This window comes from Vibrio sp. 2304, assembly GCF_033339475.1.
GTDB classification, from domain to species: Bacteria; Pseudomonadota; Gammaproteobacteria; order Enterobacterales; family Vibrionaceae; genus Vibrio; species Vibrio alginolyticus.
This window is the reverse complement of the sequence record NZ_JAWOUQ010000005.1, coordinates 270,440-289,036: the sequence shown is the minus strand read 5'-3', so window position 1 is coordinate 289,036 and position 18,597 is coordinate 270,440. Positions and strand designations below refer to the sequence as shown.

The following is an 18,597-nucleotide window of genomic DNA, read 5'->3' as shown; positions in this document are numbered from 1 at the left end:
GTAAAAAGCCTGACATGAGTCAGGCTTTTCTTTTGGTTATTTGGATGTCGATTTTTTCTTCTTCGGATAAACACGAACGAGCTTGATTCGGTTCTCTTCAATCTCAACAAGTTCCATTGGGTGACCCGCTACTCTCACACTTAGATGGCTCTCAGGAATATCTTCCAAGTGTTCTAAAATGAGCCCGTTTAGCGTTCTCGGGCCATCCGTTGGTAAATCCCATTTCAGGCCTTTGTTGATATCTCGGATATTGGTGCTGCCTTCAATAAGAAAGCTTCCGTCACCTTGAGGACTGATTTCATCAGAGAGGCTTGGAGAAATGGACGTCGTGAACTCACCAATGATCTCTTCCAGAATATCTTCAAGAGTGATTAGACCGATGATATCACCGTACTCATCCACGATCAGACCGATACGTTGCTTGTTACGTTGGAATTTTAACATTTGCACGTTCAGTGGTGTGCCTTCTGGGATGTAATAGACCTCATCAGCAGCACGTAATAGCGTTTCTTTGTTGAATTCGTTCTTTTCCAACATCAGACGATAAGCTTCACGCAAGCGCAGCATGCCAACCACTTCATCAATTTGGTCACGATAGAAAACTATGCGTCCATGTGGTGAGTGTGTTAGCTGGCGAACAATGGATTTCCAGTCGTCGTTAATATCAATACCGGTAATTTCATTGCGTGGGACCATAATGTCGTTCACGGTGACGTGCTCAAGATCTAAAATAGACACTAGCATGTCTTGGTGTCGGCGAGGGATCAAACCGCCAGCTTCATTTACCACCGTACGCAGCTCATCGGAGCTAAGATGATCTTCTGCTGAGTGATCCGCTCTTACACCAAGTAAGCGGATAAAGCCATTCGTAATAAAGTTAACAAGCATCACTAAAGGCGACAGTAACTTCATCAGTATGGTCAATAATATACTGCTCGCGTAGGACACACGTTCAGGGTAAAGCGCTGCAATTGTTTTAGGGGTAACCTCGGCAAAAACCAATACAACCATAGTTAGTGCACCGGTTGCGATAGCGACACCTAAATCACCATACAAACGCATACCAATAATGGTCGCGATCGCGGACGCGAGAATGTTAACGAGGTTGTTGCCGATAAGAATAAGACCAATCAAACGATCTGGACGGTCTAATAGTCTTTCGACTCGCTTAGCACCCTTATGCCCGTTTTTGGCTAAGTGTTTTAAGCGATAACGATTCAGAGACATCATCCCTGTTTCTGAACCGGAAAAGTAACCTGATATGACGATAAGACACGCGAGTAGCGCAAACAAGATACCCGTAGAGATGTCGTCCAAAACGTTGCTGTTCCTTGTAAGTATTGGGTTATATAACGGTTGAGTAATTCCGTTAAGTCAAAGAGTTAAGGCGTACTGTATTTTATCTAGCCTAAAATATAAAGGATAGGAGCCCTAGAGCTCCTTAATTCAAGATGATTTCTTTTACAAAGCGACTGCCAAAATATGCCAGAGTTAACAGTGTTGCTCCTGCAACAGCGAACCATGTGACTTTTCTACCACGCCAGCCTTTTTGATAGTGACCCCAAAGCAGTATTGAGTACACCACCCAAGCGATGAAAGAAAGAATGCCCTTATGTGCCTTACCTTGGGCAAACATATCCTGCACAAAGACAAAGCCAGTAATGAGCGTGGCAGTTAACAATAAGTTACCGATCAAAATAATTTTGAAGAGTTGACGCTCCACCATTAATAGAGGCGGCAGGTTTGGGTTAATCGCCAAAGATTTTTTTGCTTTCAGTTTGTGATCCAGCCAAGCCAACTGAAGCGCATAGAGTGCCCCGATAGTTAAAGTCGCGTATGAGAAGAGCGCAAATGAAATATGAATGAGTAGCTTAGGGTCATTCTCTAGGTGCTTTATAAACGTGCTTGGCAAAAATGTGGCAGCAGATAAATTGATGGCAGCAAAGCTATAAACGACAGGCAATAAAAACCACAGTCGGTTTTTCAACATAGCAAGGCTCATGACCAGAGAAATAATAAAACTGATCAAAGAAGCCACGTTGAGAATACTCAGGTTTTGACCTGAACCATCAAAAATCAGATCACTCAAAATCCACGCATGAAAAACAAGCGCGCAGGCAGCACTAGCAAACACTGTTTTTGCTTTGATTCCTGACTGTTGTGAGAGTCCGGGTATGATGGTCGCAATCGCCAAGACATAAAGTATGGCGGCCGCGATGGCTATTAAGCTATCCATGAATCCTAAATATTATTGTGCACGATGGAGAAATTATACCTTGCATTACACTTTGGGGCTACGTTATATCCGACATCAATCGTGAGAGATGAGATATTGAAATTAATAAGTTACCGCACCATATATAAATAGAGACAAGAATAGGACAGCGGTACGGGTATGACTCAGACCTTGGCTAATGTATACTCACACTAATTAATCGCCATTTTAGCGAAGAGACAAAGATGTTTGAGAATTTAACGGATCGATTATCCAAAACGCTGAAAAATATCAGTGGCAAAGGTCGTCTGACCGAAGACAACATTAAAGAAACCCTACGTGAAGTCCGAATGGCTCTACTTGAAGCTGACGTTGCGCTTCCGGTCGTTCGTGAATTTGTGAACCGCGTTAAAGAAAAAGCGGTGGGCGTAGAAGTTTCTAAATCTCTGACTCCAGGTCAGGAATTTATCAAGATCGTTCAAACAGAACTTGAAGCCGTAATGGGTGAGTCGAATGAGGCGCTAAACCTTGCCGCTCAACCACCTGCTGTGCTTCTTATGGCAGGTCTACAAGGTGCGGGTAAAACCACATCGGTAGGTAAGTTATCTAAGCTTCTAAAAGAACGTGACAAGAAGAAAGTTTTGGTTGTGTCTGCCGACGTTTACCGTCCTGCGGCAATCAAGCAGCTTGAAACACTGGCATCAGACATCGGTGTTGACTTCTTCCCATCATCACCAGACCAAAAGCCTATTGATATCGCCAATGCAGCGATTGACCATGCGAAGAAAAAATTCTACGACGTACTTATTGTCGATACCGCAGGTCGTTTGGCAATTGATGAAGAGATGATGGGGGAGATCAAAGATCTTCACGCAGCTATCAACCCAGTAGAAACGCTATTTGTTGTTGACGCCATGACGGGTCAAGACGCAGCAAATACAGCAAAAGCCTTTGGCGATGCGCTACCTCTTACCGGTGTAGTTCTAACTAAGGTTGATGGTGATGCTCGTGGTGGTGCGGCACTTTCAGTACGCCATGTCACGGGCAAACCAATCAAATTCTTGGGTGTCGGTGAAAAAACTGACGCGCTAGAACCGTTCCACCCAGATCGTGTTGCTTCACGTATTCTTGGCATGGGTGACGTTCTGTCTTTGATTGAAGACCTACAACGCAACGTTGACCAAGAAAAGGCAGAAAAGTTAGCGAAGAAGTTCAAAGAGAAGAAAGGTTTCGACCTTGAAGATTTCCGTGAACAGCTAGGCCAGATGCAAAACATGGGCGGCATGATGGGGATGATGGATAAGCTTCCAGGAATGTCCCAGCTACCAGACAATGTGAAAGATAAAGTCGATGACAAGATGTTCAAACAGATGGAAGCGATCATCAGCTCCATGACAATGAAAGAACGTCAACGCCCAGAAATTATCAAGGGCTCGCGCAAGAAGCGTATCGCGGCTGGTTCTGGTGTGCAGGTTCAAGATGTAAACCGCTTACTAAAACAGTTCACCCAAATGCAGAAAATGATGAAAAAGATGCAAAAAGGTGGCATGAAAGGCATGATGCGCAACATGCAAGGCATGATGGGCGGCATGGGTGGTGGCGGTGGCTTCAACCCATTTGGTCGTTAATTAATCGTTCACGCATAGATTCAGGGTGTTAGGTACGTCACAAACTTTAAATTCAATTTATGTTGGTGAAAAAGTAACTAAACTCCTTGCATTGCTCCGGGAGAAGAGTAAAATTCCGGAGCTTTATTTTGGCACGAGACCCCAAACTGTTTAATTTCTTGAATGGTTTTTGGGGTTAATTTTATTTTTGAGAAAGCAAAGAGGACGACATGGTAACCATTCGTTTGGCACGTCACGGCGCTAAAAAGCGTCCATTTTATCAAATCGTAGTAGCTGACAGCCGCAACGCTGCAACTGGCCGTTTCATCGAGAAAGTTGGTTTCTTCAACCCAACTGCTAAAGGTCAAGAAGAAGGTCTACGTCTAGACCTAGACCGCGTTAACCACTGGGTTGGTCAAGGCGCGTCAGTATCTGACCGTGTTGCTAAGCTAGTTAAAGACGCTCAAAAAGCGGCTTAATTTTTTACTTGAAAAGTAGAAACTAGTTTATGTCGATGAAAGGTAAAGAAACAATGAGCAACGAAAAGATTGTTGTAGGCAAGTTTGGTGCTACTTACGGCATTCGTGGTTGGCTTAAGGTTTTTTCCTACACAGACAATGCTGAAAGCATTTTCGATTACAGCCCTTGGTACATTAACCAAAAGGGCAAGTGGGTTGAGTACAAAGTAGAAAGCTGGAAGCGCCATAACAAAGGTATGGTGGCTAAGCTGGAAGGCATGGATGTTCGTGAAGACGCGCATCTAATGACGAACTTTGAAATTGCTATTGACCCTGCGGTACTTCCTGAATTGTCAGAAGATGAGTTCTACTGGCGCGAATTGTTTGGGATGCAAGTTGTAACTACTAAAGGTTACGATCTAGGTGTCGTTACTGACATGCTAGAAACTGGCTCAAACGATGTTCTGGTTGTTAAAGCAAATCTTAAAGATGCTTTCGGGCAGAAGGAACGATTAATCCCGTTCCTTGAAGAGCAAGTGATCATTAATGTTGATCGCGAAGCTCAACGGATCGAAGTTGACTGGGATCCTGGATTCTAATCTCCAAAATTACAGAGCGAGATAAACATGTGGGTTGGCGTTATTAGCCTTTTTCCAGAAATGTTCCGTTCTGTTACTGATTTTGGAGTAACAGGTCAAGCGGTTAAAAAAGGTCTTTTGTCGATTGAGACTTGGAATCCTAGAGATTTCACTCACGACAAACATCGCACAGTCGATGACCGACCTTACGGTGGTGGCCCTGGTATGTTAATGATGGTTCAGCCTTTGCGCGATGCCATTCATACCGCGAAAGCAGCCTCACCGGGCAAGACGAAAGTCATCTACCTTTCTCCTCAAGGTCGCAAGCTCGACCAGAAAGGAGTGGAAGAACTGGCAACGAATGAGAACTTGCTTCTGATTTGTGGTCGTTATGAAGGGGTAGATGAGCGCATCATTCAATCTGAAGTCGACGAAGAATGGTCGATTGGTGATTTTGTGATGACGGGTGGTGAGATACCAGCCATGACGTTAATCGACTCTGTCTCTCGGTTTGTTCCGGGTGTACTAGGGGATTTCGCGTCAGCAGAAGAAGACTCTTTTGCAAATGGCTTGTTAGATTGCCCTCACTATACGCGTCCAGAAGTATTGGATGACAAAGAGGTACCAGCGGTACTGATGTCAGGCAATCACAAGGACATTCGTCAATGGCGACTCAAGCAGTCGTTGGGCCGTACTTGGCTAAGAAGACCAGAGCTCCTGGAAAACCTAGCTCTGACTGACGAACAGGAACAATTACTTGCTGAGTTTGTTAATGAGCATAAAGCCATGAAAGAACATAACGCAAAGTAACCTAATTTATTTAGTATCAGTTTATTCTAGGAATTTAAAAAATGAGTAACATCATCAAAGCTCTTGAAGAAGAGCAAATGAAATCAGACCTACCTAAATTTGCACCAGGTGACACTGTTGTAGTTCAAGTTAAGGTAAAAGAAGGTGACCGTGAGCGTCTACAGGCTTTCGAAGGCGTTGTAATCGCAATCCGTAACCGTGGTCTACACTCTGCTTTCACTGTACGTAAGATCTCTAACGGTGAAGGTGTTGAGCGTACGTTCCAAACACACTCTCCAATCGTTGATAGCATCGAAGTTAAACGCCGTGGTGCAGTACGTCGTGCCAAGTTGTACTACCTACGTGAGCGTTCTGGTAAGTCTGCTCGTATCAAAGAGAAACTTGCTAAGAAGTAATGCTATAACTAGCGTTCTCATCTTAAACGGAGTCCTTTTAGGGCTCCGTTTTTTTATTTGTGTAATTAGCTTGCTCGTTTCTTTTCACCCGACCTGCACTGTCGATGCTCATGCACTGACGTACACTCCACGCCTCTGTCTTGTTGTGAATAGATTCCTGATGTCGCTATGGCTCCTCGGAATGACGGGAAACAATGATCAAATATTACTGGGTACTGTGGTTAAAATTCGTCATTCTGGATAGCGACGAAGGAGCGTGATTCAGAATCTACTAGTTGAGAATGTAAGTGTTTAAGTTGTTAGCTTCATCCTTGCTGTTAGTAGATTCTTAATGTCGCTATGGCTCCTCGGAATGACAGGAAATGATGGTCAAAGATTACAGAGTACCGTGGTTAAAATTCGTCATTCTGGACAGCGACGAAGGAGCGTGATTCAGAATCTACTAGTCGAGCATGCAATTGTTTAAGTTGTTAGCTTCATCCTTGCTATGAGTAGATTCCTGATGCCGTTATGGCTCCTCGGAATGACAGGAAATGATGGTCAAAGATTATAGAGTACCGTGGTTAAAAATCTACTCGCTGAGAATGCTAGTGTTTCAGTTGTCCAACAGTATTCTTGCTATGAGTAGGTTCTTGATTTCGCTATGGCTCCTCTGAATGACGGGAATTGATAGCCAAAGATTACAGGGTACCGTGGTTAAAATTCGTCATTCTGGACAGCGACGAAGGAGCGTGATTCAGATTCCCCAAGAAGGAACCTAGGGTATTCCTTTACCCTAGGTCTCAATTTAATACTGGTCTTCAGACCAGCCATCACTATCGGACATATCGGGTGCGCCTGGGATGGTGTTTTCTTCATCTGCCCATTCACCAAAGTCAATCATTTGGCATTGTTTACTGCAGAAAGGGCGATGAGGACTTTGTTCTCCCCATTCTACGTCGGCGCCACATTGTGGGCATTGAACGATGGTAACTTTAGACATAGTTGAGCGTCCCATTACTAATTGGTGTTAAAGGGTAGTATACCTAAACGAATTAAAGATGGCTTATTCAACGCGCTATTGCTGCTACGAAATTTTATCAAATATAAGCGCAATAAAGCGTTGAATTTTAGATTATGGAGGCGAGGCGTAGTGTCGTCTTAGCTGCACACAGCAAGTTCAAATTCAATATCTTGTGTGCACGCTTGACCGTTTTCAAACGACATGAACTTGATCGCAAAGCGATTTTTATGACCTGAAATCATAGGATAAACGCCATATTCCATTGGGATATGAAGTCTTAGAATGTTGGCTTCATCAGCGTCGCTTTGGAAGAAACCTGCACGACCGATTTGAGCTTTGAAATGTCCGGTCTCTCTAGTGAGCTTTAACCATAACGAAAGCGCATCAGATAAGGGTTTTAAGCTTGCTTGCCACTGTTGTGCATCACGCTTTTTACGTTCAATAGGTAGATGAAGCCAGTAGTGTAATGCTGGCAGATCAAAACAGCATGAACCACCCGGTAGATTAAAGCGTTGGCGGATAGAGCTTAGGAAGCGATCTTCTTTTAATGCTTGGCCAAAACGTTCAGCACCCATTAGTTGGCTATGAACGACATCTATCTCTTGTAGTAGGGTATTTAATGCGTCTTGATCGACACCATCAACATTTAGCCAATGGCGGTACGACAGCCGTTGCTTCTCAAGATCTTTAGCCAGTTCACTTTTCAGTTGGATTTGTTCGAAGATCTCAACCATATCGAATAACGCACGGAAAAACAGTTGATACTGATGATTTTCGCTAAACCCAGAGGCCAAGTGAGCCTGACGCAGCAGAGACTCCACTCTTAGATAAATACGAGTTTTCTCATTTAACGGATGTTCAAATTTGTGCGTGGTCATCGACATAAGCCTTTGTGAGTTTCGTTCCTATTTTCGCAGATTTTTCTTACACATGGCTAGGTACTTTTCGTGCAAATCTGTGATTTGAAGCAAAAGATCAGGGTCACTTGGATTATTCTTAACCACATCGTCTGCAAGCGCGAGCCTTTGCTCTCTTGATGCTTGAGAGGCAAGGATGGCGCGAACTTGATCTTCACTCACATTGTCTCGTTTCATCGTGCGAGATATCTGTGTATTCGGTTCTACATCGACGACAAGAACGCGATCACACAAACTATCTAGCTTGTTTTCTACGAGCAACGGCACCACAAGTAACGCATACTCTGAAGTGACTTGCTGCAAATCTTCGATCATCTTTTCACGAATTATCGGGTGCAACAGTGCGTTGAGCCATGCTTTTTCATCTGAATTCGAAAAGATTTTTTCTCTCAGCTTTGCGCGATCTAAAGTTTGGTCTTCACGAACGATATCGTGACCAAAATGTTCAATAATCGCGTTTAGGCCGGGAGTACCTGGTTCGACAACTTCTCTTGCTACAATGTCGGCATCGACGATATCGATTTTAAATTGTTGTTTGAACAGATTCGCGACGGTTGTTTTTCCACTAGCGATACCACCTGTTAAACCAATAACCAAAGCCATTTACACTCCTAGAACTGAAGTAAAGTACCAGTTTAAAATCTGGTCGCCCCAAATTAAGCTTATCCAACCAGCAATTGCTAAGTAAGGACCGAAAGGGAAAGCTTTTTCAATTCCCTGCTTTTGCAAGCGTAGTTGAATGATGCCAAATACGATGCCAACCACAGAAGAAAGTAGAATGATCATCGGCAGTGACTGCCAACCTAGCCAAGCTCCTAGTGCCGCTAGTAGTTTAAAATCACCATACCCCATTCCTTCTTTACCAGTAAGTAACTTAAAGCCCCAGTAAACGGACCAGAGACATAGGTAACCAGCAATAGCACCAATGACAGAATCTTGTAGAGTAACAGGACTTATTTCGACTAATGCTAAGGCAATGCCAGCCCAAGTTAATGGTAATGTTAATTGGTCAGGTAACAACATAGTATCGAGATCGATAAATGTTGCGGCGATTAAGATAAAAGTGAAAAAGAGTAGGGCAACGGTAAAGTAACTAAAACCAAAGTGGTAAGCGACAAAGCCTGAGCAGAACGCAGTGAGCAGTTCAATCAGTGGATAGCGTGCGCTAATGGCTGTCTGACAGTTGTGGCATTTGCCTTTTAAAAGCAGCCAGCTAATCACAGGAATGTTGTCGCGAATACGTATCGGTGTTGCGCATTTCTGGCAGGAGGAGCGTGGGACGCTCAAGGTCAGCACTTCTTTAGGAGGTTCTATTTTGTATTCAGGAAATGACTCGGCACATTCGCGTCGCCATTCTAGTTCCATGATTTTAGGTAGTCGATAAATAACCACATTGAGGAAGCTACCCACGATCAGACCGAAGATGGTGGCAAACACAACGAATAGCCAAGGGTAGTACTGGAATACTTCCATATTTGTCTCTTGAGCGATGAGTGAAATCAGCAAGTGCTGTTTTAAAGGAGTTAACAGCTCATTCTAGCCCAATACACTCATTAAGTTAAAGATTGGCAAGTACATTGCTGTCACTAATCCGCCAACAACGATACCTAAAAAAACGATAATTAGTGGCTCTAGAATTTTACTAAGGTTGTCGACGGTGTTGTCGACTTCAAACTCGTAGATCGTTGCAACTTTATTGAGCATATCGTCAAGTCGACCAGACTCTTCACCGATCATAACCATTTGTAACACCAATTCAGGGAACACATTACAATTACGCATGGCAACATACATTGGCATACCTGCGGCGGTATCACGGTAAACTTCTTCTATAGCGAGTTGATAGTGTAAGTTTCCTGAGGTTTTTGATGTGGTTTTTAAACTGGTTAGAATTGGAATACCCGCTGTAAAGCTTGTGGCGAGTGTTCGACTAAATTTGGCGATAGCGGCTTTTGATAATAAAGGGCCCAGAACAGGAAATTTAAGCACAGAGCGGTTGAGCATTAAGCGAAAAGAATCTGAACGCTTAGAGAGGATTCTCGCCGAGATGAATAAACTAATGGAGCCTAGTGCGATAAACGGACTCCAGTTTTGTGTCCAGGCGGAAAGATCTAATACTTGCCTGGTAAACCACGGTAAGTCAGCACCAAAACCAACAAACATTTTTTCAAACTCGGGAATGACTTTGGTGAGCATGATAAACGACACGCCTAACGCTACTAGAACTACCATGGCTGGGTAGATCAGTGCTTTGATCACTTTCGCACGAAGCTGCTCATTTTTTTCTCGGTAGGTGGCTAAGCGCTCGAACACTTCTGCTAAGTTACCGGATTGCTCACCTGTTGCGATAAGGTCGGTATAGAGTGGGTCAAAGTGTTCACTTGCAGTGCGCATGGCTTTTGACATAGGCGTACCCGCTTCGACGGCGCGTGTTACGCTCATCAAAATGGATTTCATCTCTGCTTTTTTGTGATTTTCTGATACCAATTTTAAAGCCTGAACTAAGGGGACACCGGTTATCAACATCGTCGAAATTTGACGGGTAAACACCGTGATGTCTCTGCCTTTTACGCGATGGCTGAGTTTAGTGAGAAACGAGATACTGCTTTTCTTTAACTTCTTGATCTTGATATGCTGTGCGTTTAGGCGTTCGCGTACTTCAATTTCTGTCATCGCGAGGGTTTGTCCAGACGTCTTTTTGCCTGAACTGTTGATGCCTTTCCAGCGGAAGTTTTTAAGTTGTGGTGTAGTGCTTTTCATAGAGGTGACTGCTGATTAAAGGATTAAAAATAAAGTACGCGCTGTAGTTCACTAAAACTTGTGATCCCTTGTTTGAGTTTTTCTATGCCCGACATTTGTAACGTGCTCATACCATTTGCGATGGCGAGTTTTTCTAGTTCATGTACCGAGGCGCCTTTAATAAGCGCTTCGGAAAGAAATTCATCAAAGCGCATCACTTCATAAATCCCCGTTCGGCCGGAATAACCATGGGTACACTCATTACATCCATCGGGATTGGCTTTAAAAATGTTGTCGCTTGCTTGAATTCCAAGGTGTTGTAGCTGAACGGTAAGCTCTTGTGATTGTTTACAGTGCGAGCACAGTTTACGGGCCAAGCGCTGGGCAATAATCAAACTAAGGGATGAGGCCAAGTTAAAGCTTTCTACGCCCATGTTTGATAAACGAATAACCGTTTCAGCCGCAGAGTTGGTATGCAAGGTTGAAAGTACTAAGTGACCAGTTTGCGAGGCTTTGATGGCGATTTCTGCAGTGTCTAAGTCACGAATCTCACCGACCATTACCACATCGGGGTCTTGACGCAAGAAAGAACGCAGTGCTTCGGCAAAACCAAAACCAATCTTAGGCTGAACTTGAACTTGGTTAATGCCCGATAAGTTAATTTCTACTGGGTCTTCTGCCGTGGAAATGTTGATTTCTGGCTTATTGAGGATACTTAGCCCAGTGTACAGAGATACGGTTTTTCCGCTCCCGGTTGGGCCTGTCATCAAAATCATGCCTTGTGGGCGACGCAGCGCATCCAAGTACAATTGTTTTTGTTGTTCGCTATAACCAAGCTTGTCGATATCCAGTGAAGCAGAGCTGCTGTCGAGCAGTCGTAATACAATTTTCTCTCCGAATAGAGTCGGTAGCGTGGATACACGCATATCAATCGCGGTGTCGTGATTCAACTTGAGCTTAATACGCCCATCTTGTGGTAAACGTCGCTCTGCAATATCAAGCTTAGAGAGGATTTTGATACGAGCGGATAAGCGGCGACTTAAGTGGCTTGGTGGCTGCTGTGTTTCAATTAAGATGCCATCACAGCGTAGGCGCACGCGGTACATCTTTTCATAAGGCTCAAAGTGGATATCGGATGCGCCTTTGCGCACAGCGTCCAACAGAATTTGGTTGATGTAACGGCTAACAGGAGACTCATCTTGGCTCAAGTCTTCAATGTTGTCGATTTCATCTGCGCCCACATCAACCAGATTGGCTAACTCTTCTTGGTTGATCTCTTTTAACCCGGACTTCTCATGACTCAATGAACGACCATACAAGCGTCGAATTGCCGCGCTGAGTTGACTAAATTCCCCCAAGACCAATTCAACCTGTAAACCAGTGGCAAAGCGAAAATCATCTTCTGCTTGTTGGTTGGTGGGGTCGGCAACGGCGAGTAATAACGTTGAAGACGTACGCTGGAGTGGGAGTGCGTTATGCCGTGTGATTAATTCACGTAGACCGAGTTGTTGACAAAGTGAGGCGTACTCATACTGAGATAACTCGGGCTGATTTAAACCAAAGAGAGAACTTAAGTGATCAGCGAGTTCGCTTGATGTAAATAATCCAGAACTGAGTAAAGCTTCCGGCATCGAAATGCCAGAAGCTTTGACTTGCTCAAGTAACGATTCTTCTTGGGAAAAGGTGAGTAATCCGACCTGACGAAGAATTGTTGAGAGGTTACTTTGCACGTATTATGCACCAGTGCATGTTTTAGGTAACAATTGTTCAACTGCAGGAATGTCTGATGTACAAGCCCATGCACCTGTATTTGAAGTTCTAGTAAGAACAACGGTATGGCCCGCAACAAGTGTACTAGCATCGTTTCCGGCTGCATCAAAAGTGAATGTTACAGTTCCCGCATCGACGTTCGTGGTATCCTGAGCAAATGCTACGGTACCTAAAGGCATTACAGGTACACCTAGCGCTGTTTCTTGGCCAGCAGCTGGGAATTGTCCTGTTTCTACAGTAAATGCTTCAACATTTGTTTTAGCTCCAGTCAGAGTTGCTAATACCGATGCCACTTCACTTTTCGCAACGTACTTTTGATATTGAGGAAGTGCAATTGCCGCTAAAACACCAATAACGGCCACCACAATCATTAATTCAATCAGAGTAAAACCCTGTTGTTTTTTCTGTTTACTGTTTTTCATTTTTAACCCTTTCCTAAAAATTAATAATGCTCTTGCATTGGCGAAAGATTATGGAGAGTTAAAGTGGGTTGAAAATGGGGAAGGGGTGGGCTCTCGAGTGAGATAAAACTCTTTGGTAGAAAGTTGCATATTGCATGCAGAGTTTTGCGAGTAGTACTATTTTTTTAATGGATAAAAAGAAAGGGCCTATTGGCCCTTTTTAATGATGAATCACTCACAACTCACTGAGTTGGTTGAAGTAATTTAGATTGTGTTGCTTTTATTATTTGAAGCGCATCGAAAGATCCATCGCTTTTAAATGCTTAGTCAACGCGCCTACCGAAATGTAATCGACACCGGTTTCTGCGTATTCTGCGATGGTCTCTAGCGTAATGTTGCCGGAGTTCTCTAAAGCGGCACGACCTGCGTTAATCGCTACGGCTTCACGCATCATTTCTTTTGTGAAGTTATCGAGCATGATGATGTCGGCACCAGCCTCTATCGCTTGTTTCAACTCTTCTAAGCTTTCCGTTTCTACTTCTACCGGTTTGCCTGGGTTAAGCTCTTTCGCTTTTTGGATGGCTTGAGTGATGCCACCACAAGCAATAATGTGGTTTTCTTTAATGAGGTAAGCGTCGAACACGCCGATGCGATGGTTAAAGCCACCACCACACGTCACGGCGTATTTTAGTGCGCTACGCAGACCAGGAATGGTTTTGCGTGTGTCTAGTAGACGACACTCAGTATGCGCGATTTTTTCAGCGTACTCTGCGGTAACTGTTGCGCAGCCAGACAACGTTTGGATGAAATTCATTGCGTTACGCTCACCAGTTAACAAGTCGCGAGCAGGGCCTGTCAGCGTGCAAAGGGTTTGGTTAGGTTCGACTTTATCTCCGTCCTTTACGTGCCATTCAATGCTGACCTTGCCACCGAGCTGTTTAAAAACTTCATCAGCCCATGCTTGACCACAGAACACACCATGCTCACGAGTAATAATCGTTGCGGTATTAACCGCCTCGGCAGGGATCAAAGATGCAGTAATGTCGTTATCTGCGTCGACACTGCCACCTAGATCTTCTTTTAAGGTATCAGCGACAGAGCGAGTGATCTCTAAAGGGAGTTGTTGTTTAAGGTATTCTAGGCGTTCTTGAATGTTGTGTGTGTTCTTCATCGCAAATCTTGTCTTGAAAGGGAGATGGCAACGAATGATACTCTCCGGTGTCAATAATTTCAGCAGTTAATTTGCAAAGTAGAGAGGTTGATATGCGCCCAATTATCGAGAATGGCTGGCTGACACAAGCAAAGCATGTTCCGTCACCATTTTTTGATGCCCGCTCTGATGTAAACGACATCTCTCTGCTGGTGGTACACAATATCAGTTTGCCTCCTGGGCAGTTTGGTGGACCATATATAGAGGACTTCTTCACTGGCAAGCTAGACCCAAATGAACATCCATTTTTTGAAGTTATTCACAAAATGGGCGTTTCTGCACATTGCTTGATTAAAAGAAACGGCGAGGTTGTTCAATTTGTTTCTTTTCTCGATAGAGCATGGCATGCCGGTCAATCCAGTTTCGCGGGCAGGGAGCGTTGTAATGACTATTCCATTGGTATCGAGCTTGAAGGGACAGAATTTACTGCCTACACAGAAGCGCAATATCAATCACTTGCAGAGATCACTGAGGTGATTATGCAGTCTTATCCTCAAATCACCCCGCCACGAATTACCGGTCATCAATATATTGCGCCCTTGAGAAAAAGCGATCCTGGTCTAAGCTTTGATTGGGTGAAATATAGACTGCTTATACAGCGTTGATTTGTAGCGAAAGTGTAAATTCAAAAAAGCGAAATAAATAAGGCATACGATCAGGTATGCCTTTTTTTGATACCAGAAATATTAATGATTGTTAAAAGTTAACTACATTTTTACGCTCGTACATGCCATTTTGGTGAATAAATAGACTGATAATTTTGTCATTTTCTGTATTTCTTTTCCAAAACTGCTAGCACGTCGACTTCCCATTTGTATGCTTTATGTAATTGGTCATACCAATTCTATTGCTGTTTTAACAGTCGATTGTTATCAGAGTGTTGGAAGTAAGCTCGTTCTATGATTTAGGTCAATTTTCGGCTGGACAGTGGCGTTTTAATTATGTTAATTTCTGCACCAACTTAAAATTGGTATTACCAATTACCTGCAAGAGTAGAAGAACAATAAATTATGGCTTATCAAAGGATTCGTCAGCCAAAACTCTCTGATGTTATAGAACAAGAGTTAGAAAGGTTGATAGTGGAAGGAACATTGTCTCCGGGGCAACAACTGCCTCCAGAGCGTGAACTGGCAAAACAGTTCGATGTGTCTCGTCCTTCAGTCCGAGAAGCCATTCAACGCTTGGAAGCGAAGCGTTTGTTGACTCGTCGCCAAGGTGGCGGAACATTCGTAAGTGAGAATATCTGGAAGAGCTTTTCAGATCCCTTGTTGAATTTGTTGTCTAGTCATTCTGAAACCCAGCTTGATGTGCTTGAGTCTCGTCATGCGATGGAAGGAATTTCAGCCTACTTTGCAGCTTTACGTGGTACCGAAGAAGATTTTGCGCGTATTCAAGGTTGCCTTGAGCGCATTAGCCAAGAGCAAGCAAACAACGATATCGAAGCTGAATCTGCGGAAGTAATGCAATTTTTGATCGCTTTGACAGAGGCCGCGCACAACGTGGTTTTGTTGCACATTGTTCGAAGCTTAGCACCTTTGCTTGAGCAAAATATTCTACAAAATTTTAAATTACTACGTCGCCGCCCAGAAGCGGTCGAGAAAGTCAGTAAACACCGAGCCAATATCGTGGATGCGATTGTTTCTGGTCAGCCTGAAAAGGCGCGAGAAATGTCCCACTCGCACTTGGCTTACATCGAAGAAACATTGTTGGATTTGACTCGAGAAGAGTCTCGACGAGAGCGTTCTCTACGTCGAATTCAGCAGGGTAATGACTCGTAAGAGCGTTACTTAAATAAGTAGATCCAACCAACAGAAGGATAGATCGCCATGTCTGATATGAAGCATGACGTAGATGCACTGGAAACTCAAGAATGGCTACAAGCGCTTGAGTCAGTTGTACGTGAAGAAGGTCTAGAGCGTGCTCAATTCCTATTAGAGCAAGTTCTAGATAAAGCACGTCTAGACGGTGTTGATATGCCAACAGGTATCACAACTAACTACATCAACACGATTCCTGCAGACCAAGAACCAGCATACCCAGGTGACACAACACTTGAGCGTCGTATTCGCTCAATTATTCGTTGGAACGCTATCATGATCGTTCTACGTGCATCTAAGAAAGACCTAGAGCTAGGCGGCCACATGGCGTCTTTCCAGTCTTCTGCTGCGTTCTACGAGACATGTTTCAACCACTTCTTCCGTGCACCAAACGAGAAGGATGGTGGCGACCTAGTTTACTACCAAGGTCACATTTCACCAGGTATCTACTCACGTGCATTCGTTGAAGGTCGTCTAACTGAAGAGCAGCTAGACAACTTCCGTCAAGAAGTAGACGGCAAAGGTATTCCTTCATACCCGCACCCTAAACTGATGCCTGAATTCTGGCAGTTCCCGACAGTATCGATGGGCCTAGGTCCAATCGCTTCTATCTACCAAGCTCGTTTCCTTAAGTACCTAGAAGGCCGTGGTCTTAAAGATACTTCAGAGCAGCGCGTTTACGCGTTCCTAGGTGACGGTGAGATGGATGAGCCAGAATCACGTGGTGCTATCTCTTTCGCTGCGCGTGAGAAACTAGACAACCTATGTTTCCTAATCAACTGTAACCTACAGCGTCTAGATGGCCCTGTAATGGGTAACGGTAAGATCATTCAAGAACTTGAAGGTCTGTTCAAAGGTGCTGGTTGGAACGTAGTGAAGGTAATCTGGGGTAACAACTGGGATTCACTACTAGCTAAAGATACGACTGGTAAGCTTCTACAGCTTATGAATGAAACGATCGACGGCGACTACCAAACATTCAAATCTAAAGATGGCGCGTACGTACGTGAGCACTTCTTTGGTAAGTACCCAGAGACAGCTGCACTTGTTGCTGACATGACTGATGACGAAATCTTCGCACTTAAGCGTGGTGGTCACGAGTCTTCTAAGCTATACGCGGCATACAAAAACGCGGCAGAAACTAAAGGTCGTCCAACAGTAATCCTAGCTAAGACTGTTAAAGGTTACGGCATGGGTGAAGCGGCTGAAGGTAAGAACATCGCGCACCAAGTTAAGAAGATGGACATGACTCACGTACTACACCTACGTGACCGTCTAGGTCTTCAAGACATCCTAACTGACGAAGCAGTGAAAGAACTTCCGTACCTGAAACTTGAAGAAGGTTCAAAAGAGTACGAATACCTACACGCTCGTCGTAAAGCGCTACACGGCTACACGCCACAGCGTCTACCAAAATTCACTCAAGAATTCATCGTTCCTGAGCTAGAAGAATTCAAGCCACTACTAGAAGAACAGAAGCGTGATATCTCTTCTACTATGGCATTCGTACGTGCACTAAACGTTCTACTTAAGAACAAGAACATTGGTAAGAACATCGTTCCTATCATTGCTGACGAAGCACGTACATTCGGTATGGAAGGTCTGTTCCGTCAAATCGGTATCTACAACCCGCACGGTCAAACTTACACACCAGAAGACCGTGGCGTTGTTTCTTACTACAAAGAAGCGACTTCAGGTCAGGTTCTACAAGAAGGTATCAACGAGCTAGGTGCTATGTCTTCATGGGTTGCTGCTGCGACTTCATACTCGACAAACGACCTACCAATGATCCCGTTCTACATCTACTACTCAATGTTCGGCTTCCAACGTGTTGGCGACATGGCGTGGATGGCTGGTGACCAACAAGCACGTGGTTTCCTACTAGGTGCAACTGCGGGTCGTACAACGTTGAACGGTGAAGGTCTACAGCACGAAGACGGCCACTCGCACATTTTGGCGGGTACGGTTCCTAACTGTATTTCTTACGACCCAACATTCGCGTACGAAGTAGCAGTAATCATGCAAGACGGTATCCGTCGCATGTACGGTCCAGAACAAGAAAACGTGTTCTACTACCTAACGCTAATGAACGAAAACTACGCAATGCCAGCAATGCCAGAAGGCGCTGAAGAAGGCATCCGTAAAGGTATCTACAAGCTAGAAACTTACACGGGCGACAAAGCGAAAGTTCAGCTAATGAGCTCTGGTACTATCATGAATGAAGTACGTAAAGCAGCTCAAATCCTAAGCGAAGATTACGGTGTTGCTTCTGATGTTTACTCTGTAACGTCATTCAACGAACTAACTCGCGATGGCCAAGATGCAGAGCGTTTCAACATGCTTCACCCAGAAGCGGAAGCGAAAGTACCTTACATCCAAACAGTAATGGGTACTGAACCTGCTATCGCAGCAACTGACTACATGAAGAACTACGCAGAGCAGGTTCGTGCATACATTCCTGCTGAGTCTTTCAAAGTTCTTGGTACTGATGGCTTCGGTCGTTCAGACAGCCGTGAAAACCTACGTCGTCACTTCGAAGTGAACGCAGGTTACGTAGTAGTAGCAGCGCTAACTGAACTAGCGAAACGTGGCGAAGTTGAGAAATCTGTAGTTGCAGAAGCAATTAAGAAATTCGACATCGACACAGAGAAAACAAACCCGCTATACGCTTAATTAA

Annotated in this window: 18 protein-coding genes; 8 read left to right on the top strand and 10 right to left on the bottom strand. The window is 44.2% G+C overall.

What is annotated here, in order from left to right:
- Positions 1-36 precede the first annotated feature (36 nt).
- Positions 37-1,317: an HlyC/CorC family transporter gene (locus R7P64_RS12675; RefSeq protein WP_005379948.1), complete on the bottom strand. Its 1,281-nt coding sequence runs from the start codon at positions 1,315-1,317 to the stop codon at positions 37-39.
- 124 nt (positions 1,318-1,441) lie between these two features.
- Positions 1,442-2,236 carry an inner membrane protein YpjD gene (locus tag R7P64_RS12670; protein WP_005379950.1) on the bottom strand — a complete coding sequence of 265 codons (795 nt, stop codon included), beginning with the start codon at positions 2,234-2,236 and terminating at the stop codon, positions 1,442-1,444.
- A 224-nt stretch (positions 2,237-2,460) separates the two neighbouring features.
- On the opposite strand from R7P64_RS12670, the gene ffh reads away from it, so the two are divergent.
- The 5 genes from ffh to rplS all read left to right on the top strand — a co-directional run bounded on the left by ffh (position 2,461) and on the right by rplS (position 6,063).
- Complete coding sequence (gene ffh, locus R7P64_RS12665; protein ID WP_005385423.1) at positions 2,461-3,843, top strand: signal recognition particle protein; 1,383 nt, start codon at positions 2,461-2,463, stop codon at positions 3,841-3,843.
- A 209-nt stretch (positions 3,844-4,052) separates the two neighbouring features.
- Positions 4,053-4,301 (top strand): 30S ribosomal protein S16, encoded by a 249-nt coding sequence (gene rpsP / locus R7P64_RS12660; protein WP_005379962.1) that lies wholly within the window; start codon positions 4,053-4,055, stop codon positions 4,299-4,301.
- A gap of 29 nt (positions 4,302-4,330) precedes the next feature.
- The gene (rimM, locus tag R7P64_RS12655) at positions 4,331-4,879 is read left to right on the top strand and encodes a ribosome maturation factor RimM (protein WP_005379964.1); all 549 of its coding nucleotides are present in this window, start codon (positions 4,331-4,333) and stop codon (positions 4,877-4,879) included.
- Between the two features lie 27 nt (positions 4,880-4,906).
- Positions 4,907-5,668, top strand: coding sequence for a tRNA (guanosine(37)-N1)-methyltransferase TrmD (gene trmD / locus R7P64_RS12650; RefSeq protein WP_318123580.1), 762 nt, complete (start codon positions 4,907-4,909; stop codon positions 5,666-5,668).
- Between the two features lie 41 nt (positions 5,669-5,709).
- Entirely contained in the window at positions 5,710-6,063 is a 354-nt protein-coding gene (rplS, locus tag R7P64_RS12645) for a 50S ribosomal protein L19 (RefSeq protein WP_005379971.1), read from the top strand.
- Between the two features lie 787 nt (positions 6,064-6,850).
- Here rplS and yacG read toward each other — a convergent pair.
- The 8 genes from yacG to nadC form a co-directional block, all read right to left on the bottom strand.
- A complete protein-coding gene (gene yacG, locus R7P64_RS12640) occupies positions 6,851-7,045 on the bottom strand; it encodes a DNA gyrase inhibitor YacG (RefSeq protein ID WP_017635922.1) in 195 nt (64 codons plus the stop codon).
- 158 nt (positions 7,046-7,203) lie between these two features.
- A complete protein-coding gene (gene zapD, locus R7P64_RS12635) occupies positions 7,204-7,944 on the bottom strand; it encodes a cell division protein ZapD (protein WP_005373086.1) in 741 nt (246 codons plus the stop codon).
- A 27-nt stretch (positions 7,945-7,971) separates the two neighbouring features.
- Positions 7,972-8,586 carry a dephospho-CoA kinase gene (gene coaE / locus R7P64_RS12630; RefSeq protein ID WP_017635920.1) on the bottom strand — a complete coding sequence of 205 codons (615 nt, stop codon included), beginning with the start codon at positions 8,584-8,586 and terminating at the stop codon, positions 7,972-7,974.
- Positions 8,587-9,456 carry a prepilin peptidase gene (locus R7P64_RS12625; RefSeq protein ID WP_012841418.1) on the bottom strand — a complete coding sequence of 290 codons (870 nt, stop codon included), beginning with the start codon at positions 9,454-9,456 and terminating at the stop codon, positions 8,587-8,589.
- Between the two features lie 63 nt (positions 9,457-9,519).
- A complete protein-coding gene (locus tag R7P64_RS12620; protein ID WP_318123577.1) occupies positions 9,520-10,743 on the bottom strand; it encodes a type II secretion system F family protein in 1,224 nt (407 codons plus the stop codon).
- Between the two features lie 23 nt (positions 10,744-10,766).
- Complete coding sequence (gene pilB / locus R7P64_RS12615; RefSeq protein ID WP_062730450.1) at positions 10,767-12,452, bottom strand: type IV-A pilus assembly ATPase PilB; 1,686 nt, start codon at positions 12,450-12,452, stop codon at positions 10,767-10,769.
- Between the two features lie 3 nt (positions 12,453-12,455).
- Complete coding sequence (locus R7P64_RS12610; protein WP_047102657.1) at positions 12,456-12,914, bottom strand: pilin; 459 nt, start codon at positions 12,912-12,914, stop codon at positions 12,456-12,458.
- 262 nt (positions 12,915-13,176) lie between these two features.
- Positions 13,177-14,064 (bottom strand): carboxylating nicotinate-nucleotide diphosphorylase, encoded by an 888-nt coding sequence (gene nadC / locus R7P64_RS12605; protein WP_047102656.1) that lies wholly within the window; start codon positions 14,062-14,064, stop codon positions 13,177-13,179.
- 92 nt (positions 14,065-14,156) lie between these two features.
- Here nadC and ampD point away from each other — a divergent pair, with 92 nt between their 5' ends.
- The 3 genes from ampD to aceE all read left to right on the top strand — a co-directional run bounded on the left by ampD (position 14,157) and on the right by aceE (position 18,593).
- Complete coding sequence (ampD, locus tag R7P64_RS12600; RefSeq protein WP_005386614.1) at positions 14,157-14,708, top strand: 1,6-anhydro-N-acetylmuramyl-L-alanine amidase AmpD; 552 nt, start codon at positions 14,157-14,159, stop codon at positions 14,706-14,708.
- Between the two features lie 405 nt (positions 14,709-15,113).
- Entirely contained in the window at positions 15,114-15,881 is a 768-nt protein-coding gene (gene pdhR / locus R7P64_RS12595; protein WP_005379989.1) for a pyruvate dehydrogenase complex transcriptional repressor PdhR, read from the top strand.
- 48 nt (positions 15,882-15,929) lie between these two features.
- Positions 15,930-18,593, top strand: a complete 2,664-nt coding sequence (aceE, locus tag R7P64_RS12590; protein WP_005386612.1) for a pyruvate dehydrogenase (acetyl-transferring), homodimeric type — start codon at positions 15,930-15,932, stop codon at positions 18,591-18,593.
- Positions 18,594-18,597: the final 4 nt, after the last annotated feature.

Bases quoted from the DNA above. Each gene is read 5' to 3' on its own strand.
- R7P64_RS12670 (WP_005379950.1), bottom strand. From the start codon at position 2,236: ATGGATAGCTTAATAGCCATCGCGGCCGCCATACTTTATGTCTTGGCG.
- ffh (WP_005385423.1), top strand. From the start codon at position 2,461: ATGTTTGAGAATTTAACGGATCGATTATCCAAAACGCTGAAAAATATC.
- rpsP (WP_005379962.1), top strand. From the start codon at position 4,053: ATGGTAACCATTCGTTTGGCACGTCACGGCGCTAAAAAGCGTCCATTT.
- rimM (WP_005379964.1), top strand. From the start codon at position 4,331: ATGTCGATGAAAGGTAAAGAAACAATGAGCAACGAAAAGATTGTTGTA.
- trmD (WP_318123580.1), top strand. From the start codon at position 4,907: ATGTGGGTTGGCGTTATTAGCCTTTTTCCAGAAATGTTCCGTTCTGTT.
- rplS (WP_005379971.1), top strand. From the start codon at position 5,710: ATGAGTAACATCATCAAAGCTCTTGAAGAAGAGCAAATGAAATCAGAC.
- yacG (WP_017635922.1), bottom strand. From the start codon at position 7,045: ATGTCTAAAGTTACCATCGTTCAATGCCCACAATGTGGCGCCGACGTA.
- zapD (WP_005373086.1), bottom strand. From the start codon at position 7,944: ATGACCACGCACAAATTTGAACATCCGTTAAATGAGAAAACTCGTATT.
- coaE (WP_017635920.1), bottom strand. From the start codon at position 8,586: ATGGCTTTGGTTATTGGTTTAACAGGTGGTATCGCTAGTGGAAAAACA.
- R7P64_RS12625 (WP_012841418.1), bottom strand. From the start codon at position 9,456: ATGGAAGTATTCCAGTACTACCCTTGGCTATTCGTTGTGTTTGCCACC.
- R7P64_RS12620 (WP_318123577.1), bottom strand. From the start codon at position 10,743: ATGAAAAGCACTACACCACAACTTAAAAACTTCCGCTGGAAAGGCATC.
- R7P64_RS12610 (WP_047102657.1), bottom strand. From the start codon at position 12,914: ATGAAAAACAGTAAACAGAAAAAACAACAGGGTTTTACTCTGATTGAA.
- nadC (WP_047102656.1), bottom strand. From the start codon at position 14,064: ATGAAGAACACACACAACATTCAAGAACGCCTAGAATACCTTAAACAA.
- ampD (WP_005386614.1), top strand. From the start codon at position 14,157: ATGCGCCCAATTATCGAGAATGGCTGGCTGACACAAGCAAAGCATGTT.
- pdhR (WP_005379989.1), top strand. From the start codon at position 15,114: ATGGCTTATCAAAGGATTCGTCAGCCAAAACTCTCTGATGTTATAGAA.
- aceE (WP_005386612.1), top strand. From the start codon at position 15,930: ATGTCTGATATGAAGCATGACGTAGATGCACTGGAAACTCAAGAATGG.